Here is a 25,512-nt window from a genome sequence, read left to right on the forward strand (position 1 = left end):
TTCGAGAGTCTGTCTGTTGGTCTGAGGGGGGCCTGGGGGTCGGGCCGGCCGGGTTCTGCACCCGGCCGGCCCGGCCTCCGTCAGACCTCTTCGACGCTGCTCGGCTCGCGCCGGGACAGGTCAATGCCGAGCTCCTCGGCGGCGCGGAACACGTCCTCGTCGCTGTCGCGCATCTCGATGGACTGGCCGTCCGAGGACAGCACCTCCACGTTGAGGCAGAGCGACTGCATTTCCTTGATGAGGACCTTGAAGGACTCGGGAATGCCGGGCTCGGGGATGTTCTCGCCCTTGACGATCGCCTCGTAGACCTTCACGCGGCCCAGGACGTCGTCGGACTTGATGGTGAGCAGCTCCTGCAGCGCGTAGGCCGCGCCGTACGCCTCAAGGGCCCACACCTCCATCTCACCGAAGCGCTGACCACCGAACTGCGCCTTACCACCGAGCGGCTGCTGGGTGATCATCGAGTACGGGCCGGTCGAACGGGCGTGCAGCTTGTCGTCGACCAGGTGGTGCAGCTTGAGGATGTACATGTAGCCGACCGAGATCGGCATCGGGAACGGCTCGCCGGAGCGGCCGTCGAACAGCCGGGCCTTGCCGGTGGAGTTCACCAGGCGCTCACCGTCACGGGTGAGGGTGGTGTTGTCCAGCAGGCCGGTGATCTCGTCCTCGCGGGCGCCGTCGAAGACCGGGGTGGCGAGGTTGGTGCCGCCCTCGACCGTGTCGGCGCCGATCGCCTGGAGCCGCTTGGCCCACTCGTCGGCGAGGCCGGAGACGTCCCAGCCCTGCTTGGCGAGCCAGCCGAGGTGGATCTCCAGGACCTGTCCCGGGTTCATCCGGGACGGGACGCCCAGCGGGTTCAGGATGATGTCGACCGGGGTGCCGTCCTCCAGGAACGGCATGTCCTCGACCGGCAGGATCTTGGAGATGACGCCCTTGTTGCCGTGGCGGCCGGCCAGCTTGTCACCGTTGGTGATCTTGCGCTTCTGGGCGACGTAGACGCGGACCAGCTGGTTCACGCCCGGGGGGAGCTCGTCCCCCTCCTCGCGGTCGAAGACGCGCACGCCGATGACCTTGCCGGACTCGCCGTGCGGGACCTTCAGCGAGGTGTCGCGGACCTCGCGGGCCTTCTCGCCGAAGATCGCGCGGAGCAGGCGCTCCTCCGGGGTCAGCTCGGTCTCGCCCTTCGGGGTGACCTTGCCGACCAGGATGTCGCCGGTGACGACGTCGGCGCCGATCCGGATGATGCCGCGCTCGTCGAGGTCGGCGAGGACCTCCTCGGAGACGTTCGGGATGTCCCGGGTGATCTCCTCGGGGCCCAGCTTGGTGTCACGGGCGTCGACCTCGTGCTCCTCGATGTGGATCGAGGAGAGGACGTCGTCCTGGACGAGGCGCTGCGACAGGATGATCGCGTCCTCGTAGTTGTGGCCCTCCCACGACATGAACGCCACGAGGAGGTTCTTGCCGAGGGCCATCTCGCCCTCGTCGGTGCACGGGCCGTCGGCCAGCACCTGGTTGACCTCGACCCGCTGGCCCTCGTCCACGAGCACCTTCTGGTTGAAGGCGGTGCCCTGGTTGGAGCGGGTGAACTTGGCGGCCCGGTAGGTGTTGTACGTGCCGTCGTCGTTGGCGACGGTGACGTAGTCGGCCGAGACCTCCTGCACCACGCCGGCCTTGTCGGCGGTGATGACGTCCGCGGCGTCGACGGCGCAGCGGTACTCCATGCCGGTGCCGACCAGCGGCGCCTCGCTGCGCAGCAGCGGGACGGCCTGGCGCATCATGTTCGAGCCCATCAGCGCGCGGTTGGCGTCGTCGTGCTCGAGGAAGGGGATCATGGCGGTCGCGACCGACACCATCTGGCGCGGCGAGACGTCCATGTAGTCGATCTCGGTGCCGGGGATGTAGTCGATCTCGCCGCCGCGGCGGCGGACCAGGACGCGGGGCTCGGCGAAGGTCAGCTCCGCGGTGAGCGGGGCGTTGGCCTGCGCGATGACGTACCGGTCCTCCTCGTCCGCGGTCAGGTAGTCCACGGCCTCGGTGACGACGCCGTCGACGACCTTGCGGTACGGGGTCTCGATGAAGCCGAACGCGTTGACCCGGCCGTACGAGGCCAGCGAGCCGATCAGACCGATGTTCGGGCCTTCGGGGGTCTCGATCGGACACATGCGGCCGTAGTGCGAGGGGTGCACGTCACGGACCTCGAAGCCGGCCCGCTCGCGGGACAGACCACCGGGGCCGAGCGCGGACAGACGGCGCTTGTGGGTCAGGCCCGACAGCGGGTTCGTCTGGTCCATGAACTGCGACAGCTGGCTGGTGCCGAAGAACTCCTTGATGGAGGCGACGACCGGCCGGATGTTGATCAGGGTCTGCGGCGTGATCGCCTCGACGTCCTGGGTGGTCATCCGCTCGCGGACGACGCGCTCCATCCGGGCCAGGCCGGTGCGGACCTGGTTCTGGATGAGCTCGCCGACGTTGCGCAGGCGGCGGTTGCCGAAGTGGTCGATGTCGTCGACCTCGATGACGATGTCGCGGCCCTCGTCATCGCGCCACTCGGTCTCGCCGGCGTGCAGCTTCACCAGGTACTTGATGGTGTTGATGATGTCCGGCTCGGTGAGCACGCCGGAGTCGAGCGACTCGGCGTTGCCCAGCTTCCGGTTCACCTTGTACCGGCCGACCTTGGCGAGGTCGTAGCGCTTCGGGTTGAAGTAGAGGTTCTCCAACAGCGTCTGCGCGGCCTCGCGGGTCGGCGGCTCGCCCGGGCGCAGCTTGCGGTAGATGTCGAGCAGCGCGTCGTCCTGGCCCTGGGTGTGGTCCTTCTCCAGGGTGGCGCGCATCGACTCGTACTCGCCGAACTCCTCCAGGATCATCTCGGTGGTCCAACCGAGGGCCTTGAGGAGCACGGTGACCGACTGCTTGCGCTTGCGGTCGATGCGGACACCGACCATGTCGCGCTTGTCGATCTCCATCTCCAGCCAGGCACCGCGGGAGGGGATGATCTTGGCGGAGAAGATGTCCTTGTCGGAGACCTTGTCCAGGGTGGAGTCGAAGTAGACGCCGGGGGAACGCACCAGCTGGGACACGACGACACGCTCGGTGCCGTTGATGATGAACGTGCCCTTGTTGGTCATGAGCGGGAAGTCGCCCATGAACACGGTCTGGGACTTGATCTCACCGGTCTCGTTGTTGGTGAACTCCGCGGTGACGAAGAGCGGGGCCGCGAAGGTGAAGTCGCGGTCCTTGCACTCGTCGATGGAGTTCTTCGGCGGCTCGAAACGGTGGTCCCGGAAGGTCAGGGACATCGACCCGCTGAAGTCCTCGATCGGGGAGATCTCTTCGAAGATCTCCTCCAGACCGGACTTGGTGGGGACGTCCTGACCACTCTCCAGGGCAGCCTCGACCCGGGACTTCCAGGCCGCGTTCCCGAGCAGCCAGTCAAAGCTCTCGGTCTGCAGGGCCAGGAGGTTCGGGACCTCGAGGGGCTCCTTGATCTTCGCGAACGAGACGCGGAGCGGGGCGGTGGATGCGGAATTGTTCGAGGCGTTGCGCGGCGCGGCCAAGAGGGGGGTCCTTCCGAGGGCTCGGAGCTCACTACGCGCATACCGGCCGGGCCTTGGCCGAGGCGGAAAACCCCAGGTCAGGACAGGGACCACTCCGGGCGACGAGTCACGGAGCAGCTAACAGGCAGCGCAAAGGGACAGTGTAGCCAAAGGCGACACTGCTAGCAAGCCCTGATTCGGAGACCGAATCGGACGCTCCTCCCGTACAACCGACAACCCGGGCAGTGATCCCTCACCGGCCGGGCCGTCGCACCCACTTCTGCGTCACCGGGAACCTTCCCAGTGCCGCCCCCGAATATGCATCGGAGGCGGTTCCGCTTGGGCACGCGCCTTGAGAATCGCGCGCCGCGTGCTGTTCGTCAAGGCCCGCACCAGGGTGTGGACCTCGTACTGCCCATCGTCCGGACCGCGCCCCGCGTTACACGCTGCCTGCACCCGGGGGCCGACGGACAGCGATCACCCTACCCCCGGGCCCCGACAGGGGCCGAGTCCGGCTTGGGCCATCGGGAGCAACGCCCGGCGTGTCCCCGGACGCGAACAGGCCGGGCCGGCCACCCCGAAGGGTGGCCGGCCCGGCCGGAAGAGCACCTCTCAGAGAGAGGAACGGGTCACTTGACGGTGACCTTGGCGCCAGCGCCCTCGAGCTGGGCCTTCGCCTTCTCGGCGACGTCCTTGGCGACCTTCTCCAGAACCTTCGCACCGGCGGTGTCGACGAGGTCCTTGGCCTCCTTCAGGCCGAGGGAGGTGAGGGCGCGCACCTCCTTGATGACCTGGATCTTCTTGTCGCCGGCACCGTCGAGGATGACGTCGAACTCGTCCTGCTCCTCGACGGCCTCGGCGGCGGCCGGGCCGGCGCCGGCGGCGGCGACGGCGACCGGGGCGGCGGCGGTGACGTCGAACTTCTCCTCGAAGGCCTTGACGAACTCGGAGAGCTCGATCAGGGTCATGCCCTCGAACTGCTCGAGCAGGTCCTCGGTGCTGAGCTTCGCCATGATTGGCGTCCTTCCACTAAATCGGCAGGTGCCGGATGTACGGGTTGGCGGGCGTGCTTACGGGCCCGCTGGGACGGGAGTGGTTACTCCGCGTCCTCGGCGGGAGCCGGAGTACCGGCACCGCCCTGCTCGACCTTCTCGCGCAGCGCCTCAACGGTGCGCACGAGCTTGGACGGGAGCGCCTGGAAGACGGCGGCAGCCTGCGAGGGCTTGGCCTTCAGGGCGCCCGCCAGCTTGGCGAGCAGCACCTCGCGGGACTCGAGGTCCGCGAGCTTCTTGATCTCATCGGCGGACAGCGCCTTACCGTCAAGGACACCGCCCTTGATGATGAGAGCAGGGTTCTCCTTGGCGAAGTCACGCAGAGCCTTCGCCGACTCCACCGGGTCACCGGTGACGAAGGCGACAGCCGTCGGACCGGCGAACAGGTCGTCCAGCTCGGAGATCCCGGCCTCGTTGGCCGCGATCTTGGTCAGCGTGTTCTTCACCACGGCGTAATCGGCGTTGCCGCCGAGCGAGCGACGAAGCGTCTTCAGCTGCTTCACCGTGAGACCGCGGTACTCGGTCAGAACGGCGGCGCTGGAGGCACGGAACTTGTCCGTGATCTCGGCGACGTCGGCAGCCTTGTCGGGCCTGGCCATAGGCTTACGCCTCCTTCCGTGATGTCGAAGTCGGGCCGACCTTCGAGAAGTCGACCATCCAACGCCGCGGACCTCAGGAAGCGAAGAAGCCCCGGCGCGCAGGCACCGGGGCTCGCAATGACCTCGACGGACCGTGAACGGGCCGGAGATCTCCACTCTGCTCCACAACCTGCGCGGGCGACCCGCACGGATGCGGATCCTTCGGCCCCGTCCTCCCTCTCGGGCGAACGGCGACAACCAGCGGTCTTTGGCTCGGCCAGCCTAACCGGACCCGCCCGGTTTGACCAAATCCGGCTCAGGGGAGCGGCGGCGGGCTGGCGCCGGGGGCGGTGTCGGCCTCGGCCGGGGCCTGGACGGAGATCGCGGAGCCGCCGAAGTCGGTGTAGTCGACGGTGTCCACCTCGGCCGCGGCCCGGCGTAGCCGGACCAGCTGGTCGTGCTCGTCGAGCCAGAGGTCGAGCACCACGTCGCCGGCGCCCAGCGCCTTCTCCAGCGCCTGCCGCCGGGTCTGGTCGAGCTGGGTCTGCGCGGCCGCGTACCGGGCGGCGGTCACGGTGGCCCGGTAGTGCTCGACGGTGGTGTCGAGCAGCTTCTCCTCGCCGATCAGCCGGGGCTCCTCCGCGGCGGCCGCGGCGACGACCGCGACCACCGGGCTGAGCCGGTCGATCAGGTCGCCGTACGGGATCCGGCCGTCGGAGAACTTCTGCCAGCGCGGCCCGCCCAGCCGCACCCCGCTCTCCCGGTCGCCGCCCAGGTAGGCGGAGGTGTCCAGGACGATCAGCGTCGGCCCGTCCGGGGCGGCCTGGTACTTCAGCACCGTCTTGGGCGCCCAGAACAGCGCGCCCTTGGCGGTCTCCCCGCCCAGCACCGCCGTGTACTCGGCCCGCCGGGCGTCGTGCAGCGCCAGCTGGGCGGAGAGCACCACCCCGTGCGGGGAGCGGTCGGTCGGGCTGGGCTGGGCGGTGGACGGGGACGGGCTGGCCGACGTGGCGGCCCGCCCGGGGGTCCCCGCCGAGCCGGTGCAGCCGGCGGCCGCGCCGCCCAGCAGGACGACGGCCAGCAGGGCCGCGGCCCGTCGCGCCGGTGCCGCCATCGCTCCGCCTCCCGCCCTCGCCGCCGTCCGGTCCCCCTCACGATGCCATGCGCCCCCGCCCGCTCGGCGGTCGGCCCATCTCATCGGATTCTCAGCCCGGTCCGGGCCGGACTCTACCGAACCGCTCCGCACCCGGCGCAAACCCTTTCCGAACGCCACCGGGCCCGCACCCCCGGAGGGGTGCGGGCCCGGTGAGACGCGATGACCGCGCGGGGCTGACTCGGGGTCAGACCGCCGCCGGGTCCTCCTCGACGAGGAGGTTGCGGGTGCGGTTCGGGTCCACCTGGATGCCGGGGCCGATCGTGGTGGAGAACGCGATCTTCTTCAGGTAACGGCCCTTGGCGGCCGACGGCTTGGCCCGGAGGACCTCGTCGAGCGCGGCGGCGTAGTTCTCGACCAGCTGCTCGTCGGTGAACGAGGTCTTGCCGATGATCAGGTGCAGGTTCGAGTGCTTGTCGACGCGGAACTCGATCTTGCCGCCCTTGATGTCGTTGACGGCCTTGGCGACGTCCGGGGTCACGGTGCCGGTCTTCGGGTTCGGCATCAGGCCACGGGGACCGAGCACGCGGCCCAGGCGGCCGACCTTGCCCATCAGGTCCGGGGTGGCGACGACGGCGTCGAAGTCCAGACGACCCTTGGCGACCTCGTCGATCAGCTCGTCCGAGCCGACGATGTCGGCACCCGCGGCACGCGCGGCCTCGGCACGCTCACCGTTCGCGAAGACCAGGACCCGGGCGGTCTTACCGGTGCCGTGCGGGAGGATGACGGTGCTGCGGACCATCTGGTCGGCCTTGCGCGGGTCGACGCCCAGACGCATGGCGACCTCGACGGTGCCGTCGAACTTGGTGGTGGAGGTCGCCTTGGCGAGGCGGACGGCCTCGAGCGGGGCGTAGATCCGGGCGCGGTCGACCTGGGCGTCCGCGGCCTTGAGGGCCTTGCTGCGCTTCACTGCTGCTCCTGGTGATTAATGGAGTTCGTGGGAACGGGCCGCGCTGGCCCTACCACGGGAGGACGTACGGGGGCTTGGTCAGCCCTCGACGGTGATGCCCATCGACCGGGCGGTGCCGGCGATGATCTTCTCCGCCGCGTCCAGGTCGTTGGCGTTCAGGTCGGGCATCTTGGTGGTGGCGATCTCGCGCACCTGGGCCGAGGTCAGCTTGGCGACCTTGGTCTTGTGCGGCTCCTTGGAGCCCTTGTCGATGCCCGCGGCCTTCAGGATGAGGCGAGCGGCCGGCGGGGTCTTCGTGACGAAGGTGAAGGAGCGGTCGTCGTAGACCGTGATCTCCACCGGCACGATCATGCCGCGCTGCGACTCGGTGGCCGCGTTGTACGCCTTGCAGAACTCCATGATGTTGACACCGTGCTGACCGAGCGCGGGGCCGACCGGGGGGGCCGGGTTGGCCGCACCGGCGTTGATCTGGAGCTTGATAAGCCCCGTGATCTTCTTCTTCTTGGGAGGCATGTCTCTCCGGGTCCTTCCGAGAGGTGATTGCTGATGTGCCCGGCCCCGGGGCGAAACCCGACCGCCAGGACACACATCGGACCAGGCTAACCGGTCAGGTGTCGCTGGACCAAAACGGTGCCGGGGCGGAGGCTCTCGCCCCGCCCCGGCACCGGAGACCTTCGGGTCAGTTCTTCTGGATCTGGTCGAAGGAGAGCTCGACCGGGGTCTCCCGGCCGAAGATCTCCACCAGGCCCTTGACCTTCTTCGAGTCGGGGTTGATCTCGTTGATGGTCGCCTGCAGGGTCGCGAACGGACCGTCGGTGACGGTGACCGAGTCGCCGACCTCGAAGTCCAGCACCTGCACCTCGACCGGGCGCACCGGCGAGGCCTTGCCGGCCTCCTTGGCGGCGGCGCGCTCCACGTCGGGGGCGAGCATCTTGACGACCTCGTCCAGGGTCAGCGGGTACGGGTCGTAGGCGTTGCCGACGAAGCCGGTGACGCCGGGGGTGTTGCGCACGACGCCCCAGGACTCCGGGGTGAGGTCCATCCGGACCAGCACGTAGCCGGGGAGCTTGTTCTGCCGGATGGTCTTGCGGTCGCCGTTCTTGATCTGGACGACCTCCTCCTGCGGAACCTGGGACTCGAAGATGTAGTCCTCGACGTTCAGCGAGACGGAGCGCTGCTCCAGGTTCTGCTTCACCCGGTTCTCGTAGCCGGCGTAGGTGTGGATGACGTACCACTCGCCCGGGGCGCGGCGCAGCTGCTCGCGGAACTCGGCGACCGGGTCGCTCTCGACCTCCTCGGCGGGCTCCGCCTCCTCGGCGGCCTCCTCGTCGAGGGCCTCCGCGGCCTCGGCCTCGGTCTCGTCCACCTCGTGCACGGCGGCGGCCTCGGCGGGCTCGCCCGCCTCCAGCTCGTCGGCGGCCTCGACCTCGTCCTCCTCGGCGTCCGCCTCGTCCACGATCTCCTCGGAGGACTCGACGTCGGCAGCTTCGTCGGCAGCCTCGGCCGCGTCCAGCTCGGCGGCGACATCCGCCTCGCGGACGGTCTCGTCGGCGTCGTACAGGGGGGACTCAGACACGGTCGCTGCTTCTTTCCTGGTTGTGGAACGGATACCTCAACAGTACCGACTCAACGGTAGCCGCCCGTTGCCCTTCGCGCCGACAGCTCGACCCGGGCCGAAGGGTTCGGCCCGGGTCGGGGTGGAGTATGCGGTGCGGGACCTGCGGGGATCCCTGCGGGGTTCGGCCGGATCGGGCGTCAGCCGAAGATCCAGAAGGCACCCTTCGCGAAGACCCAGTCGAGGCCGGCGACGACCAGCATCAGCACGATCACGAAGGTCACGACGACCGTGGTGTACTGGATCAGCTGGTTGCGGGAGGGCCAGACGACCTTGCGGAGCTCGGCGATGATCTGGCGGTAGAAGATCCCGATCCGGGCGAACAGGCCCTTCTTGGCCCGCTTGCCGGACTTCTTGCCGCCCTCGCCGCCGGCCGCCTTGTTCGCGCGCCGGCGCTCGCGCCGGGACAGCTTGCCGTCCTCGGTGCTGGTGGTCTCGTCCGCGGCGCCTTCGGCCCCCTCGGGGTTGCCGCTCTCAGGCGTTGCGGTGGAGCCCGTGGTCTCCGTCACTCGTCCTCACCTGAATCCCGGTCCTGCGGAGGTCCGTGCCTGGTGCACGGGCGATCCGGCGAAAAGCTGTGGGGTGGGGCCCTCTCCGCATCAAGCCCGCTCGCTCTGCGGAGCGAACGGGCTTGGCACGGATCGAGCTGCAGGGCACGAGGGACTCGAACCCCCAACCGCCGGTTTTGGAGACCGGTGCTCTACCAATTGAGCTAGTGCCCTACGGAGCCTCGCGGCTCCGGCGTGGCCCCCAACCTACCGCATCCGTCCGGCCGTGTGGTGTACCCGGCCGAAGGATCCGCACTTCGGGAGCCATCGAGCAGTGAGTGTACGGGTTCTTCGCCGATTGGTCGAACCTCATTCACCGGGATCCACATTCGCCGACTTTCGACGCCGTCCGCCCGAGATCCTCCGGCTCCGATCGCCGTCCGCCCGAGATCGTCCGGAGCCGTGGGGCGGTCGCCGGAGCGCCCCGGCGGGGACCGGGAAACCGCGATGTCCGGCGCCCGTGTGGTCTGGGAACATTCAACCCATGAGCGCACCCACCCCCGAGAACGTCCCCCCCGCCGCCCGCCGGGTCTCCGCCCGGGTCGGCGCCATCGCCGAGTCCGCCACCCTGGCCGTCGACGCCAAGGCCAAGGCCCTCAAGGCCGCCGGGCGCCCGGTCATCGGCTTCGGCGCCGGCGAGCCCGACTTCCCGACCCCCGGCTACATCGTGGACGCCGCGGTCGCCGCCTGCCAGGACCCGGCGAACCACCGCTACACCCCGGCCGGCGGCCTGCCGGAGCTGAAGGCCGCGATCGCCGCCAAGACGCTGCGCGACTCCGGCTACCAGGTGGACGCCTCGCAGGTGCTGGTGACCAACGGCGGCAAGCAGGCGATCTACAACGCCTTCGCCGCGATCCTGGACCCGGGCGACGAGGTGATCATCCCGGCCCCGTACTGGACCACCTACCCGGAGGCCGTGAAGCTGGCCGGCGGCACCCCCGTCGAGGTCGTCTCGGACGAGACCACCGGCTACAAGGTCTCGGTGGAGCAGCTGGAGGCCGCCCGCACCGCCAGCACCAAGGTGGTGCTGTTCGTCTCGCCGTCCAACCCGACCGGCGCGGTGTACACCGAGGCCGAGGCCGAGGCGATCGGCCGCTGGGCGCTGGAGCACGGCCTGTGGGTGCTCACCGACGAGATCTACGAGCACCTGGTCTACGGCGACGCCACCTTCACCTCGCTGCCGGCCCTGCTGCCCGAGCTGGCCGACAAGTGCGTCGTGGTCAACGGCGTGGCCAAGACCTACGCGATGACCGGCTGGCGGGTGGGCTGGCTGATCGGCCCGAAGGACGTCGTCAACGCGGCCGCCAACCTGCAGTCGCACGCCACCTCGAACGTCTCCAACGTGGCGCAGCGCGCGGCGCTCGCCGCCGTCTCCGGCGACCTCGCCGCGGTGGACGAGATGAAGACCGCGTTCGACCGCCGCCGCCGCACGATCGTGGCGATGCTGAACGAGATCGAGGGCGTCTACTGCCCCGAGCCGGAGGGCGCGTTCTACGTGTACCCCTCGGTCAAGGACCTGCTGGGCAAGGAGCTCCGCGGCAAGCGCCCGCGGACCTCGGCCGAGCTGGCCGCGCTGATCCTGGACGAGGCCGAGGTCGCGGTCGTCCCGGGCGAGGCCTTCGGCACCCCCGGCTACCTGCGGCTGTCCTACGCGCTCGGCGACGCCGACCTGGTGGAGGGCGTCAGCCGGATGCAGAAGCTGCTCGGCGAGGCCCGCGCCTGACCTCCCGTCAGCACCGCCCCCCGCACCTCACCCGATCGGGCGGGGTACGGGGGGCGGTTCCTGTTTCCGGGGGTTTTGCGGCAGGATCGGTGAATGGATCGCCTGCGTGATGTCCGGAGCCTGCCGAAGGCCCATCTGCACTTGCACTTCACCGGTTCGATGCGCCCCGCGACGCTGCTCGAACTCGCCGACAAGCACGGCATCCGGCTGCCCGAGGCGCTCAGCTCCGAGCACCCGCCCAAGCTCCGGGCCACCGACGAGCGCGGCTGGTTCCGCTTCCAGCGGCTGTACGACACCGCCCGCTCCTGCCTGCGCGACGAGTCGGACATCCGCCGGCTGGTCCGGGAGACCGCCGAGGACGAGCGCGCCGACGGCTCCCGCTGGCTGGAGATCCAGGTCGACCCGACCTCGTACGCGCCGCTGCTGGGCGGGCTGACCCCGACCCTGGAGCTGGTGCTGGACGCCGTCCGGGAGGCCTCCGAGGCGACCGGCGTCGGCATCCGGGTGCTGGTCGCGGCGAACCGGATGAAGTCCCCGATGGACGCCCGGACGCTGGCCCGGCTCGCCGTCCGGTACGCCGACCGGGGCGTGATCGGCTTCGGTCTCTCCAACGACGAGCGCCGGGGCCTGGCCCGGGACTTCGACCGGGCCTTCGCCATCGCCCGCGGCGGCGGGCTGATCGCCGCCCCGCACGGCGGCGAGCTGGCCGGGCCCGACTCCGTCCGGGACTGCCTGGACGACCTGGGCGCCACCCGGATCGGCCACGGCGTGCGCGCCGCCGAGGACCCGCGGCTGCTGCAGCGGCTCGCCGACCGCCAGGTGACCTGCGAGGTCTGCCCGGCCTCCAACGTCGCCCTCGGCGTCTACGACAGCCCCGAGCAGGTGCCGCTGCGGGCGCTCTTCGAGGCCGGCGTCCCGCTCGCGCTGGGCGCCGACGACCCGCTGCTGTTCGGCTCCCGGCTCGCCGACCAGTACGCGCTGGCCCGCGAGTCGCACGGCTTCACCGACGCCGAGCTCGCCGAGCTGGCCCGCCAGTCGATCCGCTCCTCGCGGGCCCCCGAGCACGTGGTGAAGGAGCTGCTGGGCGAGGTCGACGCCTGGCTGGTGGAGGAGCCGGCCTAGGCCCCGCAGCCGGACGGTTCAGAGGCTGACGCCGACCATCACCGGCTCGTTGACCAGCTCGACGCCGAAGGCCGCGCGCACCCCGTCGCGCACCTCGCGGGCCAGCGCCAGCAGGTCCTCGGTGGTGGCCGAGCCGCGGTTGGTCAGGGCGAGGGTGTGCTTGGTGGAGAGGGTGGCCGGGCCGCTGCCGTGGCCCTTGCGGAAGCCCGCGTTGTCGATCAGCCAGGCGGCGGAGGTCTTGGTGCGCCCCTCCCCCGCCGGGTAGCTGGGCGCCCGCAGGTCGCCCAGCCTGGCGGTGAACGCGGCGAACTGGGCGTCCGTCAGGACCGGGTTGGTGAAGAACGAGCCCGCCGACCAGGTGTCGTGGTCGGCCGGGTCGAGCACCATCCCCTTGCCGGCCCGCAGCCGCAGCACCTCGGCGTGCGCCTCGGCCAGCTTCACCCGCCCGCCCGCCTCGACGCCCAGCGAGCGGGCCACCTCGGCGTACTTCACCGGCGAGGACAGCCCGCCCCCGTCCGCCAGCCGGAACCGCACCCGCAGCACCACGTACCGGTCCGGGTCGGCCTTGAAGCGGCTGTGCCGGTACGAGAAGGCGCAGTCGGCGTTGGAGAGCGTGACGCTCTCGCCGAGCAGGCGGTCGTAGGCGACCACCTCGGCGATGGTCTCGGCAACCTCCTGGCCGTACGCGCCCACGTTCTGCACCGGCGTCGCGCCCGCCGAGCCCGGGATGCCGGCCAGGAACTCGATCCCGGCCAGGCCGGCGTCGACGGTGCGGGCCACCGCGTCCGACCAGACCTCGCCGGCCGCGAGCTCCAGCAGCGTGCCGTCCAGCGTGAAGCCCTCGGTGGCGATCCGCACCACCGTGCCGGGGAAGCCGGCGTCCCCGATCACCAGGTTCGACCCGCCGCCGAGCACCAGCAGCGGCTCGCCCGCCGCGTCCGCCGCCCGCACCGCGGCGACCACCTCGGCGTCCGTCCGTGCCGTCACCAGCCGTCGCGCCGGGCCGCCCAACCGCAGCGTGGTCAACGGCGCCAGCGGCACATGCATCTCCTCGATCACCGCCCCAGCGTAAGCCAGCGGCCCGGTGCGGGCGGCGAGGCCCGTCACCGGGGCCGCGGTCCGGCGTCCGCCAGCCGCCGTGCCGCCTCCGTCCAGTCCGGCGGGTCCGGCGTCCGCGCCGCCCAGTCGGCGAAGGCGGCGTGCTCCATGACGGGCCGCAGTCCGGTCATCGCCCGGTGGTGGGCCTCGGAGCGGACGAACGCGGTGAGCGCCTCCCGGTCGCTCCAGGCGGAGAGCACCCAGAAGGTGCGCCGCAGCGGCGCGGTGCGCAGGGCGACGCCGAGCGAGCCGGGGGCCCGGCGGGCCTGGGCGCGGACCTCCAGGGACCGCCGCAGGAAACCGGGCACGTGCCGCAGCCCGCGCACCCGCAGTTTCGCGACCATCACCACGGGCCGGTCCGGCGGCCGCCGCGCGGCGGGTCCGGGGCGCCAGGGCAGGGTCAGGGTGAACACGGTGGTTCTCCTCTCTCTTCTTCGTCGCGTCGTCCCGGCCGTCAGACCAGCGCGGCTTCCGGGCGGGCCGCCCGGGCCGGCCGGGCGCCGTGCCGGGGCGGGACGAGCGCGGCGGCGACCGCGCCGGCCCCGATCGCGGCGGCGCCGACGAGCAGCGCGGGGACCAGTCCGTCGGTGAAGGCGGCGGTGCTGCCGTAGCCGCCCCGGGCGGAGAAGACCGCGGACAGCACGGCCACCCCGAGCGCGCCGCCGACCTCGCGCACGGCGTTGCTCGCGCCGGAGGCGACGCCCTGTTCGGCGGGGCGGACGCTGGCCATCACCAGGTTGGCGGTGGGGGCGAAGTAGAGGGACATCCCGACGCCGCAGACCATCAGCACCGGCACCTGCGGCCCGTACCCCTCGGAGTGCTCGGCGAGCAGGGCCATCCCGAGCAGGCCGAGGGCCTGCAGGACGAGTCCGGTGACGACGATGGAGCGGCCGCCGATCCGGTCGGCCAGGATCCCGGCGAACGGGGCGACCAGCAGCGGCATCGCGGTCCACGGCAGCATCCGGACGCCGGCCTGTTCGGCGGTGTAGCCGTTGACGCCCTGGAAGTACTGGCTGATCAGGAAGATCGAGCCGAACATGCCGAGGAACATCAGCAGGCCGGCCGCGTTGACGGCGCTGAACGCCCGGCTGCGGAACAGCCGCATCGGCAGCATCGGCCGCTCCGCCCAGCGGACCTCGTACCCGACGAAGGCGGCCAGCAGCAGGACGCCGGCGGTCAGCGCGCCGAGCACCAGCGGGTCGGTCCAGCCGTCGGGGGTGCTGCGGATCAGGCCGAGGACGAGGCCGAACAGGCCGCCGCTGACCAGCAGGGTGCCGGGGAGGTCCAGCCGGGGGTCCTCGCCCCGGCTCTCGCCGAGCACGGTGCGGGCGAGCGGCAGCAGGAGCAGGCCGACCGGGACGTTCACCCAGAAGATCCACTGCCAGGAGAAGTGCTCGGTGAGGCTGCCGCCGATCAGCGGCCCGGTGGCGACGGCGAGGCCGCTGACCCCGGACCAGACGCCGAACGCCGCGCCGCGCCGGGCGGCGGGCACCGCGACGGTCAGCAGGGTCAGCGTGAGCGGCACCATCACCGCCGCGCCGACGCCCTGGACGGCGCGGGCCGCGATCAGCGTCCCCATGTCCGGGGCGAGCGCGGCGGCGGCCGAGCCGAGGGTGAAGACGGCGAGCCCGCCGAGGAAGAGCCGGCGCCGGCCGAAGCGGTCGCCGAGGGCCGCGCCGAACATCAGCAGGACCGCGAAGGTCAGGGTGTACGCGCTGACCGTCCACTCCAGGTCGGAGAGCGCGCCGCCGAGGTCGGCGCGGATCGCGGGCAGGGCGGTGGTGACCACCAGGTTGTCGAGCCCGGCCATGAAGCTCGCCACGCTGACGACCACCAGGGTCCAGACGGCTTGCCTGTTCATCGGTGCTTCCCCCAAAGGTTGTGATTGATCAATAACTTTCGTGGGCCGAAAAAAGGGCGCCCGCCGCCGTCGGCGGAGCGCCTCAGCCTTCCCCGGCCGTCTCCTCGTGCTTCCCGCTCAGCTCCAGGAACGCCGACCAGAGCCCGTGCTCCAGCGGGTACCCGAGCGCCACCAGGGTGTTGATCAACATCCCGTGCGCCATGAACTCGGCGGCCTTCGCCCGGTCGCCGATCCGCTCCTCGATCCGCCCGAACAGCCGCGACCAGCCCGCCCGCGCCGTCTCGCCGATGTCGCCGTCGCCGGCCGACTCCGCCGCGAACACCGAGACGTAGATCTGCATCTGCATCATCACCTGCTCGCGGTCCTCGACCAGGCCCAGGTAGGCCTCGCCCATCGCGTCGCAGGCCGCCTCCCCCGCCAGCCCCTCCGAGGCCCGGTCGAAGACCTGCCAGGTCTCCTCCATGCAGTGCTCGGCCGCCGCCTCGAAGATCGCCTGCTTGTTGGGGAAGAGCCGGAACAGGTACGGCTGCGAGACGCCCACCCGGCGGGCGATCGCCTCGGTGGACGTCCCCCGGTAACCGCCGCGGGCGAACTCCACCATGGCCGCCCGGACGACGCTCTCGCGCCGCTCCTCGGCGGACATCCGCATGCTGTTCCTGGCCACACCCGAAGATTAGTGATTGGCCAATAACTTGGCAAGCGCCCAGCTCGGGGGCGTGTGCCGCCCCCCACGGGCGCCCCCCGGACGTCCCGCCGACACCCCGCCGGCGCCCCGGGAACGGCGCGGGGGCCGGAGGCGACGCCCCCGACCCCCGCCCGCGCACCCGCGCCTCAGCCCAGCCGGACGACCGCCCGGGCCATGCCGAGGACCTTCTGCCCCTGGCTGGTCGCGACCAGGTCGACCCGGACCCGGTTCTCCTCCAGCAGCGCGGCGACCTTCGCGGAGACCTCGATGGTCGCGCCCACGCCGTCGTTCGGGACGACCACCGGCTTGGTGAAGCGGACGCCGTACTCGACCACCGCGGACGGGTCGCCGACCCAGTCGGTCACCACCCGGACCGCCTCGGCCATGGTGAACATGCCGTGCGCGATGACGTCCGGGAGGCCGACCTCCAGGGCGAACTTCTCGTTCCAGTGGATCGGGTTGAAGTCCCCGGAGGCACCGGCGTACTGCACCAGCGTCGCCCGGGTGACCGGGAAGCTTTGGGCCGGCAGCTCGGTGCCGACCTGGACCTCGTCGAAACGGACCGCCACGGTCACTCCCCTCCGGCTTCCGCGGCGGCGCGCGCCACCAGCGTCATGATCGACGTCACTACGTGCTCGCCACTCACGTCGTCCAGCTCGCCGCGGATGGTGAGCACCTCGTTGCCCGCCAGCGACTTGATCGCGTCGATGGAGATCGTGACCGAGAGCCGGTCACCGGCCCGGACCGGGCGGGTGTAGACGAACTTCTGGTCGCCGTGCACCACCCGGCTGTAGTCCAGGCCGAGTTCCGGGTCCTCGACGACCTGCGCGGCGGCCCGGAAGCTCAGCATGAACGGGAAGGTCAGCGGAGCGATGACGTCCGGGTGCCCGAGCGCCTTCGCGGCCTCCTGGTCGACGTACGCCGGGTTCGCGTCACCGATCGCGACGGCGAACTCGCGGATCTTCTCCCGGCCGACCTCGTACGGCTCGGTGGGCGGGTACGTCCGCCCGATGAACGAGGGGTCGAGCGGCATGGTGCAACTCCTCTGGTACGTCCGGTGCGACGGGCTCCGTCATGCAGAAATGACTCCAGGCCGCTCCCCGTGATGGGGTGCGGCCTGGAGTCGAGGCAAAGTCAGCGGGTCTCGCGGTGCGCCGTGTGCGAGTTGCAACGCGGGCAGTGCTTCTTCATCTCAAGACGGTCCGGGTCGTTACGCCGGTTCTTCTTGGTGATGTAGTTCCGCTCCTTGCACTCCACGCAGGCCAGCGTGATCTTCGGGCGGACGTCGGTGGCAGCCACGGGAGTGCCTTCCTGGGACAACGAATAAGAACACAGACAAGAGTAGCCGATCGGGAGTGATCCCCCCGATCGACTACGCGGGGTAGCGGTGACCGGACTTGAACCGGTGACACAGCGATTATGAGCCGCTTGCTCTACCAACTGAGCTACACCGCTTTGATGACCGGAACCCCGCCGGAGCGGGGAACCCTTCACCAGAGCCCCCATGCGGAATCGAACCGCAGACCTTCTCCTTACCATGGAGACGCTCTACCGACTGAGCTATAGGGGCGAACGAGGAAGAGATTACACGGTTCCGGGCCAGAGGTGAAATCCGTATCCGCGCCGGATCTTCGCAGGTCGGCAGGCCCGCACTGACGGACCGTCGGACGACACCCGTTCGACCGCCGCCGCAACCGGAACGCGCCGACACGTCCCGACGCCCGCCTCCGACCGTCCCGCCCGAACCCGGCCTAGGCTCGACCGTCAGTGATCTCTCGGACGCCCCCGCACCGGGCGCCGGGCGGTCGACCGGACTGGAGGAGCGGGCCGATGAGCGAAAGCAGCGAGGGCGCCCAGCCGCCGCCGTCCGCCAACCCGCTCGGGCACGGGCCGGTGCTGCTGCTCACCGGGGCGCGACTGCTGGACGGGCGGGTGGCGGACGTCCGGATCAGCGGCGACCGGATCCAGGCGGTCGGCACGGTCGGCAGCCTCGGGCCGATGCCCGCGCTGCCCGGGCAGCCGACGGTCACCACCGGCGCCCGGATCGACCTGTCCGGCTACCTGCTGCTGCCCGCCCCGGCCGAACCGCACGGACACTACGACAGCGCCTTCACCGCGGCGCCGCCCGAACCGGGCGGGGGCGGGGGCGCGCCGGACGGGCCGGACGAGCTGGTCCGCCGGGTCACCGAGTCCGCGCTCACCTCGCTCGGCTACGGCGCCACCGCCCAGCGCACCCACGTCCGGATCGGCGACGCGCACGGGCTGGGCCGGCTGGAGGCCGTCCTCACCGCCCGCCAGGCGCTGCGCGGCCTGGCCGAACTGCAGGCGGTGGCGATGCCCCGCCTGCTCACCGGCCGGGCCGGCGCGGACGGGCGGGCCCAGCTGCGGGACGCGCTCAAGCTCGGCGCGGACGCGGCGGGCGGCTGCCCGGACCTCGACCCGGACCCGGTCGGCTACGTGCGGGTGCTGCTGGACGCCGCCGCCGAGGCGGACTGCCCGGTCGACCTGCACACCGACGCCGCCGACCGGGCCCAGCTCGCCCGCCTGGTCGCCGCCCTCGCCCCGCACCGGCCCCGGGTCGCGCTCGGCCCGTGCAGCGCGCTGCCGCCCGGCGGCGCCGACGTGCTGGCGGGCGCCGGCGTCCGGGTGGTCTGCCTGCCGCAGAACGGCGGCTGCACCGGCCTCGAAGGCCCCCCGACCGGCCTGCCCCCCGCCCTGGTCCGGGAGTTCGCGCACGCCCGGGTCGCCCTCACCGCCGGCGGCGGCGGCCTGCGCGACGCCTCCAACCCGGTCGGCCGCGCCGACCCCCTCGACGCCGCCCGCCTGCTCGCCGCCGGCGGCGCGCTCTCCCCCGAAGCCGCCTACGACGCCGTCTCCGCCCAGGCCCGCACCACCCTCGGCCTGCCCCCCGTCCGGGTGGACGCGGGCTTCCCCGCCGAACTCCTCGCCATCCGCGGCGACAGCCTCACCGGCGCCCTCTCCGGCGGCCACTCCCGCCTGGTGGTCCACTGCGGCCGCGTCGTCTCCCGCACCAGCGCCGTCCGCGAGTTCGCCGACACCGTCACCCTCGCCCTCCCCCGCCAGAACCACCCGGGCTGACCCGCCGGGCCCCGCCGGGCCCCGTCCGGAGCCGGGCGCACGACGAAGAAGCCCCCGGGCTGCGTCTCCGCAGCCCGGGGGCTTCTTCACTATCCAGTGGCTGGTGCAGGGTTCGAACCTGCGTAGCTTGCGCGACAGATTTACAGTCTGCTCCCTTTGGCCGCTCGGGCAACCAGCCAGGGATGGTGTCTGGCGGAGCACTGCCCCGTTCGACGTCGTAAACGATACCTGATGTGGGGGGGTGGTTCGCCACCCGGTTACGTCACGTCGTGATCAAGGTCGGCGCGCGGTTGGTGCGGGCGGGGGCCCGGGGGGCTGGATAGGCTGGGGCGTCGCCCGCCGGTGGCGGGCGGCGCGACCGTGCAGCCTGTAGTGCAAGGAGACCAACACCCATGGCCGACTCCAGTTTCGACATCGTCTCGAAGGTCGAGTGGCAGGAGGTCGACAACGCGATCAACCAGACCTCCCGCGAGATCGCCACCCGCTTCGACTTCAAGAACGTGGGCGCCGAGATCAAGCGGTCCGGCGAGAAGATCGAGATGAAGGCCAACGGCGAGGAGCGGGTCCGGGCGATCCTGGACGTGCTGCAGACCAAGTTCGTCAAGCGCGGGCTGTCGCTGAAGGCGCTGGACGCGGCGGAGCCGCAGCTGTCCGGCAAGGAGTACAAGATCTTCGCCGACATCAAGGAAGGCATCACCACCGAGGATGCCAAGAAGGTCGCGAAGATCATCCGCGACGAGGGCCCGAAGGGCGTCAAGGCGCAGGTCCAGGGCGACGAGCTGCGGGTCAGCTCGAAGTCGCGGGACGACCTGCAGACCGTGCAGGCCCTGCTCAAGGGCAAGGACCTGGACTTCGCGCTCCAGTTCGTCAACTACCGCTGAGCGGCGGGACGCGAGTCCCGGCACCAGGGAGGGCGCACCGGCCACGGTGCGCCCTCCCGGCGTTCGCGGGCCCGTCAGGAGGTGCCGGACGGGGTGGCGGGGAGGGTGCCGAGCAGCCCCCGCAGGGTGTCGGTGAGCTGGTCGACCAGGTGCTGGACGAAGCCCTGGTCCGGGGCGCCGGGGGTGCCGGGAGCACCGCCGAGCAGCCCGGTGACGGCGCCGAGCAGCCCGGCGGTGTCGGGGGCGGACGGGACCGGGAGGACCGACGGCGCGGCGGGCGGGGCGGGCGCGGACGGCAGGGCCGGGAGCGCCGGCGCCGCCGGGGCGTTCGGGACGGCGACCGGCAGGGGCGGCAGCGCGGCGGGGCGGGTGAGGGCGAGGGTGGGGCCCGCGGCGGTGGCGGGGCGGGTGCGGAACGCGTCGGCGGGGTCGGCCGCGGACGCGGGGGCGGCGGTCGCCAGGGTGACCGCGCCGAGGGCGAGGACTGCGGTCAGCGCGGCGGCCGGCCAGTGGGCACGCATGGTAAAGCCGTTCCTTTCGGGGGGAGTTCAGGCGTTTCGCCTGCCATCCACACGTTGGGCCACCCGAAAGGCCGCGGCCACCGCTCGTACGCCGAACGGTGCGCCGGTCAGGCGGGCCCCCGGTGGCCGGCGACGGCGAGGGCGGCCGCGATCTCCGGGACGGCGCCGGCGGTGGCGCCGAGGGCCCGCAGGACGCGGTCGAGCGGGGGGCCGTCGGCGGGGGCGAGCGGACCGAGGACGATCCGGCCGTCGTACCAGAGGGCCGCGCGGCGGCCGCCGGGGTGTTCCGGGTCGGACTCGGCGTAGGCGATCGGGGCGGCCTTCGACCAGCCGGCGATCCGCAGGGCGAATCCGGACGGGAACCGTTTGAAGCCGAAGTCGGGCGCGTTGGAGGGGTGTTGGAGCGCCTCGTGGAGTTCGTCGGTCATCGGCACCAGCGCGAGGCCGTGCGGAAGGGCCACGGCGTGCGCGAGCGGGACCTCGGCCGCCACCACCGCGATCAGTTCCTCGGCGGCGATCAGCGCGTTCAGTTCGTATGACACCGCCCCATTCTCCGCCCCGGAAGTCATCAGGTCAGGAAAACAATCGAACTGACTATCCATCCGATATGCCGGACATCGGCCGCACCCGCTCCGAGCTGCGGAAACGCTCCTTCATCGGCGAGACCCGGAAAACGGTTCGTCAGCGCTCGACGAGGCGCGCGCGCCCTCCGGTACGGCAGAGTGGACGGGGTGACCCGTACTCCGCCGCAGCGCCCGGCCACCGGCGCCAAGCCCACGCCAGAAGAGCTCGCCGCCGCCCAGGACGGCACCATCGAGGACGTGATCGCGCCCGGCCTGCGGGTGCTGTTCTGCGGGATCAATCCGGGCCTGTGGTCGGGCGCCACCGGGCAGCACTTCGCCCGGCCGGGCAACCGGTTCTGGCCCGCCCTGCACCGGTCCGGCTTCACGCCGAGGCAGTTGCGCCCGGCCGAGCAGCGGGAACTGCTCGCCCTCGGGCTGGGGATCACCAACGTGGTGGCCCGGACCACGGCGAAGGCGGCCGAGCTGACCGCCGAGGAGTACCTGGAGGGCGGCCGGGCGCTGGAGGCCCGGGTGCGGCGGCTGCGGCCGCGCGTGCTGGCGGTGCTCGGGATCGGGGCGTACCGGGCGGCGTTCGGCCGGCCGCGGGCGACGGTCGGGCCGCAGCCGGAACCGATCGGCGACACCGAGGTGTGGCTGCTGCCGAACCCGAGCGGGCTGAACGCGCACTACTCGCCGGACGGGCTCGCGGCCGAGTTCCGGGCGCTGCGCGAGCACCTGGAGCGCGCGGACGGGTGAGGCGGGCGCCCGGTCGTCCCCGGAACGACGGACGGCTCCGGGGGCCGGTCCCCCCGGTCCCCCGTCACGCCGCCAGGAGTCGGGCCTCGAAGCGGGCGCGTTCGCGCACCACGTACGCGGCGTCGGAGAGGTACATCAGGTGGTGCCCGTCGGCCAGGTGCGAGGCGAACGCGGCGCTCCCGGCGGCGGCTTCGGCCCGCATGTGCGCGACCAGGGCGTGCAGCCGGGCCTCGATCGCGTCGACCAGGCCCGCCCGGTCGGCCCGGCCGAGGCCGTACGCGTCGCAGAACTCCCGTACCCGCAGGGCCTGTTCGTCCGGGGTGCCGAAGCCGTCGGCGTTGCCGGGGGCGGTGGTGGGGGCCCAGCGGTAGGCGGCGTAGGCGACGTCCCAGAGCCGGGGGCCGGGGTGGGCGGTGTCGAAGTCGATGACGCCGACCACCCGTTCGCCGTCCAGCACGCAGTTGTGCGGGGCGTAGTCGCCGTGGCAGACCACCTCGGCCGGTTCGCGGGCGGGCAGCATCCAGCCCTCGGCGGTGTAGCCGACGGTGGCGTCGTGGTACGCGCGCAGCAGGCGGGCGGCGTCGAGCAGCGCGGTGCGGGAGGCGGCGGCCGGGGTGGGCGGGTAGTCGGAGACCTCGCCGGGCAGGAAGTCGAGCACCTCCCGCCCGTCCTCGGTCAGCCCGTGGAACCGCGGCCCCGCCGCGAACCCGGCCGCCCGGACGTGCGCCAGCAGCCCGTGCACGGCCGGCGACCACGGCCCGGTCGGGCGCAGCACCCGGTCCCCCCGCCGCTCGACCTGGTTGACCCCGCCGGCCATGATCTCGCCGTCCGTCACGTGCCCCTCCTCGCACTCCCGCCGCCACCGACCGGTTGTACCCCCGCACCGGCCCTCCGCACGACCGGTTTTCCCGTCGGCGCCCGGCGGGCGCGGCACCGCCGCCGGATCAGCGGGCCCCGAACCCCTGGTCGGTCGGGACGATGTCGCGGCCGAGCGGGGTGAGCGAGACCGGCACCATCTTCAGGTTCGCCCAGCCGAACGGGATCCCGATGATCGACAGGAACAGCGGGACGCTGGTGACGATGTGCCCGAGGGCCAGCCACCAGCCGGCGAAGACCAGCCAGATCACGTTCCCCGCGCAGGACGGCGCGCCCGCGTCGGCCCGGACCACGGTGGTGCGCCCGAACGGCCAGAGCATGAAGCCCGCGAGGCGGAAGGCCGCGATGCCGAACGGGATCGTGATGATCAGGACGAAGCAGACGATGCCGGCGAGCGCGTACCCGAGGGCCATCCACAGGCCGCAGAAGAGCAGCCAGATCACGTTGAGCAGGAAGTTGACCAGCTTCATGCCCTCCAGACTCGCACGCGCCCGCCCGGCTGCCCAGCGGGCCGGGGAGGACGGGCGACGGCCGCCGGAGCGCGCGAGGGGCCCGCCCACGGGGGGGCGGGCCCTTCGTCGTTCGGCCGGACGGGCGGGGTCAGGTCAGCAGCTTGTCCTTGGCCCGCTGGTACTCCTCCTCGGACAGCGCGCCGCTGCTCTTGAGGTCGGCCAGCTTCGCCAGGTCCTCCACGTGCCCGCCGGGACTCCCGCCGGGGGCTCCGCCGCCGCCGGTGCCCGCCGCCTTGCGGACGTAGTCCTGGAAGGCGGCGTCGGCCCTCCTGGCCTGGTCGACGTCCCGTTGGTGCATCGAGCCGCCGCGGGCGATCAGGTAGACCAGCACGCCCAGGAACGGCAGCAGGATCACGAAGATCGTCCAACCCGCCTTGCCCCAGCCGCCCATGTCCTCGCTGCGGAAGATGTCCGTGATGATCTTGAACAGCAGGAAGAACCAGAGGATCCAGAGGAACAGCTCCAGCATCGTCCAGAAGATGTTGAGCAGCGGATAGTTGTCCATGACGCTCCGATCCCGCGCACAGTCAGACGGAACGTCCCCGCGCCTCGAACGGCGTAGGGACGAAACGATTCTTACCACCGCAAAACGGGCATCGCATCCGCAGGACGACCCCGGCGCGGCCTCAGCACGGCCTCGGCAGGGCGCCAGCGCGGCGTCAGTGCGGCTCGACCGCCGGGCGGTCGTTCTGCAGCCGGTCGTACTCGGCGATCTCCGGGTGGTGCAGGTCGAAGGCGGGCGACTCGGAGCGGACCCGCGGCAGGGTGGTGAAGTTGTGCCGGGGCGGCGGGCAGGAGGTGGCCCACTCCAGCGAGCGGCCGTAGCCCCACGGGTCGTCGACCTCGACCCCGGGCGCGTACCTGGCGGTCTTCCAGACGTTGTAGAGGAACGGCAGGGTGGACAGGCCGAGCAGGAACGAGCCGACGGTCGAGACGGTGTTCAGCGTGGTGAAGCCGTCCGAGGCCAGGTAGTCGGCGTAGCGGCGCGGCATGCCCTCGGCGCCCAGCCAGTGCTGGACCAGGAAGGTGGTGTGGAAGCCGACGAACAGCGTCCAGAAGTGGATCCTCCCGAGCCGCTCGTCCAGCATCCGCCCGGTCATCTTCGGCCACCAGAAGTAGAAGCCCGCGAACATCGCGAACACCACCGTCCCGAACACCACGTAGTGGAAGTGCGCGACCACGAAGTACGAGTCCGAGACGTGGAAGTCGATCGGCGGGGAGGCCAGCAGCACGCCGGTCAGACCGCCGAACAGGAAGGTCACCAGGAAGCCGATCGACCAGAGCATCGGCGTCTCGAAGCTCAGCGAGCCGCGCCACATGGTGCCGACCCAGTTGAAGAACTTCACGCCGGTCGGCACCGCGATCAGGAAGGTCATGAACGAGAAGAACGGCAGCAGCACCTGCCCGGTGACGAACATGTGGTGCGCCCAGACCGTCACCGACAGGCCGGCGATGGCGATGGTGGCGGCGATCAGACCGGAGTAGCCGAAGACCGGCTTGCGGGAGAAGACCGGCAGGACCTCGGTGACGATGCCGAAGAACGGCAGCGCGATGATGTACACCTCGGGGTGGCCGAAGAACCAGAACAGGTGCTGCCACAGGATCGGGCCGCCGTTGGCCGGGTCGAAGACGTGCGCGCCGAACTTGCGGTCCGCCTCCAGGCAGAGCAGCGCGCCGGCCAGCACCGGGAAGGCCATCAGCACCAGGATCGAGGTCAGCACCACGTTCCAGGTGAAGATCGACATCCGGAACATCGTCATGCCGGGCGCCCGCAGGCAGACCACGGTGGTGAGGAAGTTGACCGAGCCGAGGATCGTCCCGAAGCCGGAGAAGGCCAGCCCCATGATCCACAGGTCGGCGCCGACGCCCGGCGAGTGCACGGCGCTGTTCAGCGGCGCGTAGGCGAACCAGCCGAAGTCCGCCGCGCCGTTCGGGGTGAGGAAGCCGCCCACCGCGATCAGCGAGCCGAACAGGTACAGCCAGTACGCGAAGGCGTTCAGCCGGGGGAAGGCGACGTCGGGGGCGCCGATCTGGAGCGGCATGAACCAGTTGGCGAAGCCGGCGAACAGCGGGGTGGCGAACATCAGCAGCATGATCGTGCCGTGCATGGTGAACGCCTGGTTGAACTGCTCGTTCGACAGGATCTGGGTGCCCGGGCGGGCCAGCTCGGCCCGCATGACCAGCGCCAGCACCCCGCCGACCAGGAAGAAGGCGAACGAGGTCGCCAGGTACAGCGTGCCGATCTGCTTGTGGTCGGTGGTGGTCAGCCACACCACCAGCGCCCGGCCCCGGCGCGGGCGGGAGGCCCGGCCGAAGCGGCGGCGCGGGGGCGGTTGTGGGACGGGCGGGCCGGTCGGGCCCAGTTCGGCATCGCTCGGCAGCATGGTCACCGCACCGCACCTCCGGCATCGGGAGTGGTCAGTGCG

General features: G+C 71.6%; 26 protein-coding genes and 4 tRNA genes. 5 read left to right on the forward strand and 25 right to left on the reverse strand.

The genetic code is table 11. The features are described 5' to 3' along the window. Positions 1 to 80 precede the first annotated feature (80 nt). The 9 genes from rpoB to ACZ3J7_RS23740 form a co-directional block, all read right to left on the reverse strand. Positions 81 to 3,554: a DNA-directed RNA polymerase subunit beta gene (gene rpoB, locus ACZ3J7_RS23700; protein WP_465624422.1), complete on the reverse strand. Its 3,474-nt coding sequence runs from the start codon at positions 3,552 to 3,554 to the stop codon at positions 81 to 83. Positions 3,555 to 4,162: 608 nt separating this feature from the next. Beyond that, a complete protein-coding gene (rplL, locus tag ACZ3J7_RS23705) occupies positions 4,163 to 4,549 on the reverse strand; it encodes a 50S ribosomal protein L7/L12 (RefSeq protein WP_344552066.1) in 387 nt (128 codons plus the stop codon). Between the two features lie 80 nt (positions 4,550 to 4,629). Continuing rightward, positions 4,630 to 5,184 (reverse strand): 50S ribosomal protein L10, encoded by a 555-nt coding sequence (gene rplJ / locus ACZ3J7_RS23710; RefSeq protein WP_014136320.1) that lies wholly within the window; start codon positions 5,182 to 5,184, stop codon positions 4,630 to 4,632. 295 nt (positions 5,185 to 5,479) lie between these two features. Next, positions 5,480 to 6,277: an SCO4651 family lipoprotein gene (locus ACZ3J7_RS23715; protein ID WP_465624425.1), complete on the reverse strand. Its 798-nt coding sequence runs from the start codon at positions 6,275 to 6,277 to the stop codon at positions 5,480 to 5,482. Between the two features lie 226 nt (positions 6,278 to 6,503). After that, the gene (gene rplA / locus ACZ3J7_RS23720) at positions 6,504 to 7,226 is read right to left on the reverse strand and encodes a 50S ribosomal protein L1 (RefSeq protein WP_465624427.1); all 723 of its coding nucleotides are present in this window, start codon (positions 7,224 to 7,226) and stop codon (positions 6,504 to 6,506) included. 78 nt (positions 7,227 to 7,304) lie between these two features. Further along, positions 7,305 to 7,739, reverse strand: coding sequence for a 50S ribosomal protein L11 (gene rplK, locus ACZ3J7_RS23725; RefSeq protein WP_014136323.1), 435 nt, complete (start codon positions 7,737 to 7,739; stop codon positions 7,305 to 7,307). Positions 7,740 to 7,905: 166 nt separating this feature from the next. Continuing rightward, positions 7,906 to 8,802: a transcription termination/antitermination protein NusG gene (gene nusG, locus ACZ3J7_RS23730; protein WP_465624429.1), complete on the reverse strand. Its 897-nt coding sequence runs from the start codon at positions 8,800 to 8,802 to the stop codon at positions 7,906 to 7,908. 179 nt (positions 8,803 to 8,981) lie between these two features. Beyond that, entirely contained in the window at positions 8,982 to 9,350 is a 369-nt protein-coding gene (gene secE / locus ACZ3J7_RS23735) for a preprotein translocase subunit SecE (RefSeq protein WP_465624431.1), read from the reverse strand. A gap of 140 nt (positions 9,351 to 9,490) precedes the next feature. Then, positions 9,491 to 9,563: transfer RNA gene (locus tag ACZ3J7_RS23740), tRNA-Trp, on the reverse strand. Positions 9,564 to 9,873: 310 nt separating this feature from the next. On the opposite strand from ACZ3J7_RS23740, the gene ACZ3J7_RS23745 reads away from it, so the two are divergent. Further along, positions 9,874 to 11,112 carry a pyridoxal phosphate-dependent aminotransferase gene (locus ACZ3J7_RS23745; RefSeq protein WP_465624433.1) on the forward strand — a complete coding sequence of 413 codons (1,239 nt, stop codon included), beginning with the start codon at positions 9,874 to 9,876 and terminating at the stop codon, positions 11,110 to 11,112. Positions 11,113 to 11,205: 93 nt separating this feature from the next. Further along, a complete protein-coding gene (locus ACZ3J7_RS23750) occupies positions 11,206 to 12,234 on the forward strand; it encodes an adenosine deaminase (protein ID WP_465624435.1) in 1,029 nt (342 codons plus the stop codon). Between the two features lie 18 nt (positions 12,235 to 12,252). Here ACZ3J7_RS23750 and ACZ3J7_RS23755 read toward each other — a convergent pair whose 3' ends face one another. The 9 genes from ACZ3J7_RS23755 to ACZ3J7_RS23795 all read right to left on the reverse strand — a co-directional run bounded on the left by ACZ3J7_RS23755 (position 12,253) and on the right by ACZ3J7_RS23795 (position 17,448). Beyond that, positions 12,253 to 13,281: a UDP-N-acetylmuramate dehydrogenase gene (locus ACZ3J7_RS23755; protein WP_465624570.1), complete on the reverse strand. Its 1,029-nt coding sequence runs from the start codon at positions 13,279 to 13,281 to the stop codon at positions 12,253 to 12,255. 56 nt (positions 13,282 to 13,337) lie between these two features. After that, positions 13,338 to 13,745 carry an antibiotic biosynthesis monooxygenase family protein gene (locus ACZ3J7_RS23760; protein WP_465624437.1) on the reverse strand — a complete coding sequence of 136 codons (408 nt, stop codon included), beginning with the start codon at positions 13,743 to 13,745 and terminating at the stop codon, positions 13,338 to 13,340. 41 nt (positions 13,746 to 13,786) lie between these two features. Then, positions 13,787 to 15,193, reverse strand: a complete 1,407-nt coding sequence (locus ACZ3J7_RS23765; RefSeq protein WP_465624439.1) for a DHA2 family efflux MFS transporter permease subunit — start codon at positions 15,191 to 15,193, stop codon at positions 13,787 to 13,789. A gap of 82 nt (positions 15,194 to 15,275) precedes the next feature. Next, positions 15,276 to 15,842 (reverse strand): TetR/AcrR family transcriptional regulator, encoded by a 567-nt coding sequence (locus ACZ3J7_RS23770; protein WP_465624572.1) that lies wholly within the window; start codon positions 15,840 to 15,842, stop codon positions 15,276 to 15,278. Between the two features lie 182 nt (positions 15,843 to 16,024). Continuing rightward, a complete protein-coding gene (locus ACZ3J7_RS23775; RefSeq protein ID WP_465624441.1) occupies positions 16,025 to 16,453 on the reverse strand; it encodes a MaoC family dehydratase in 429 nt (142 codons plus the stop codon). Further along, positions 16,450 to 16,911: an FAS1-like dehydratase domain-containing protein gene (locus ACZ3J7_RS23780; RefSeq protein WP_465624443.1), complete on the reverse strand. Its 462-nt coding sequence runs from the start codon at positions 16,909 to 16,911 to the stop codon at positions 16,450 to 16,452. The genes ACZ3J7_RS23775 and ACZ3J7_RS23780 overlap by 4 nt, the downstream gene beginning before the upstream one ends. Before the next feature lie 101 nt (positions 16,912 to 17,012). Continuing rightward, complete coding sequence (gene rpmG, locus ACZ3J7_RS23785; protein ID WP_006604855.1) at positions 17,013 to 17,177, reverse strand: 50S ribosomal protein L33; 165 nt, start codon at positions 17,175 to 17,177, stop codon at positions 17,013 to 17,015. Between the two features lie 83 nt (positions 17,178 to 17,260). Continuing rightward, a tRNA-Met gene (locus tag ACZ3J7_RS23790) sits at positions 17,261 to 17,333 on the reverse strand. A 42-nt stretch (positions 17,334 to 17,375) separates the two neighbouring features. After that, positions 17,376 to 17,448 (reverse strand) — tRNA-Thr (locus ACZ3J7_RS23795). Between the two features lie 260 nt (positions 17,449 to 17,708). On the opposite strand from ACZ3J7_RS23795, the gene ACZ3J7_RS23800 reads away from it, so the two are divergent. Then, positions 17,709 to 18,977 carry an amidohydrolase family protein gene (locus tag ACZ3J7_RS23800; RefSeq protein ID WP_465624445.1) on the forward strand — a complete coding sequence of 423 codons (1,269 nt, stop codon included), beginning with the start codon at positions 17,709 to 17,711 and terminating at the stop codon, positions 18,975 to 18,977. A 97-nt stretch (positions 18,978 to 19,074) separates the two neighbouring features. On the opposite strand, the gene ACZ3J7_RS23805 is transcribed toward ACZ3J7_RS23800, so the two are convergent. Next, positions 19,075 to 19,155: transfer RNA gene (locus tag ACZ3J7_RS23805), tRNA-Tyr, on the reverse strand. A 214-nt stretch (positions 19,156 to 19,369) separates the two neighbouring features. Here ACZ3J7_RS23805 and ACZ3J7_RS23810 point away from each other — a divergent pair. Continuing rightward, positions 19,370 to 19,858, forward strand: a complete 489-nt coding sequence (locus tag ACZ3J7_RS23810; RefSeq protein WP_465624447.1) for a YajQ family cyclic di-GMP-binding protein — start codon at positions 19,370 to 19,372, stop codon at positions 19,856 to 19,858. 74 nt (positions 19,859 to 19,932) lie between these two features. Here the strand turns inward: ACZ3J7_RS23810 and ACZ3J7_RS23815 are convergent, their stop codons facing one another. Together ACZ3J7_RS23815 and ACZ3J7_RS23820 are read right to left on the reverse strand one after the other, a co-directional pair. Beyond that, on the reverse strand, positions 19,933 to 20,379 hold the full coding sequence (locus ACZ3J7_RS23815; protein ID WP_465624449.1) for a hypothetical protein: 447 nt from the start codon (positions 20,377 to 20,379) through the stop codon (positions 19,933 to 19,935). Between the two features lie 107 nt (positions 20,380 to 20,486). Continuing rightward, positions 20,487 to 20,921 carry a hypothetical protein gene (locus ACZ3J7_RS23820; protein ID WP_465624451.1) on the reverse strand — a complete coding sequence of 145 codons (435 nt, stop codon included), beginning with the start codon at positions 20,919 to 20,921 and terminating at the stop codon, positions 20,487 to 20,489. Positions 20,922 to 21,110: 189 nt separating this feature from the next. On the opposite strand from ACZ3J7_RS23820, the gene mug reads away from it, so the two are divergent. Next, positions 21,111 to 21,698 (forward strand): G/U mismatch-specific DNA glycosylase, encoded by a 588-nt coding sequence (mug, locus tag ACZ3J7_RS23825; RefSeq protein WP_465624453.1) that lies wholly within the window; start codon positions 21,111 to 21,113, stop codon positions 21,696 to 21,698. A gap of 64 nt (positions 21,699 to 21,762) precedes the next feature. Here the strand turns inward: mug and ACZ3J7_RS23830 are convergent, their stop codons facing one another. The 4 genes from ACZ3J7_RS23830 to ctaD all read right to left on the reverse strand — a co-directional run bounded on the left by ACZ3J7_RS23830 (position 21,763) and on the right by ctaD (position 25,470). Beyond that, on the reverse strand, positions 21,763 to 22,533 hold the full coding sequence (locus ACZ3J7_RS23830; protein ID WP_465624455.1) for a phosphotransferase: 771 nt from the start codon (positions 22,531 to 22,533) through the stop codon (positions 21,763 to 21,765). A 109-nt stretch (positions 22,534 to 22,642) separates the two neighbouring features. Beyond that, positions 22,643 to 23,044: a YccF domain-containing protein gene (locus ACZ3J7_RS23835; RefSeq protein ID WP_465624457.1), complete on the reverse strand. Its 402-nt coding sequence runs from the start codon at positions 23,042 to 23,044 to the stop codon at positions 22,643 to 22,645. Between the two features lie 130 nt (positions 23,045 to 23,174). Further along, the gene (locus ACZ3J7_RS23840) at positions 23,175 to 23,591 is read right to left on the reverse strand and encodes an SHOCT domain-containing protein (protein WP_465624459.1); all 417 of its coding nucleotides are present in this window, start codon (positions 23,589 to 23,591) and stop codon (positions 23,175 to 23,177) included. Positions 23,592 to 23,745: 154 nt separating this feature from the next. Beyond that, positions 23,746 to 25,470, reverse strand: coding sequence for an aa3-type cytochrome oxidase subunit I (gene ctaD, locus ACZ3J7_RS23845; RefSeq protein WP_465624574.1), 1,725 nt, complete (start codon positions 25,468 to 25,470; stop codon positions 23,746 to 23,748). Positions 25,471 to 25,512: the final 42 nt, after the last annotated feature.

The sequence above is a fragment of the Kitasatospora sp. NPDC015121 genome (genome assembly GCF_055562955.1).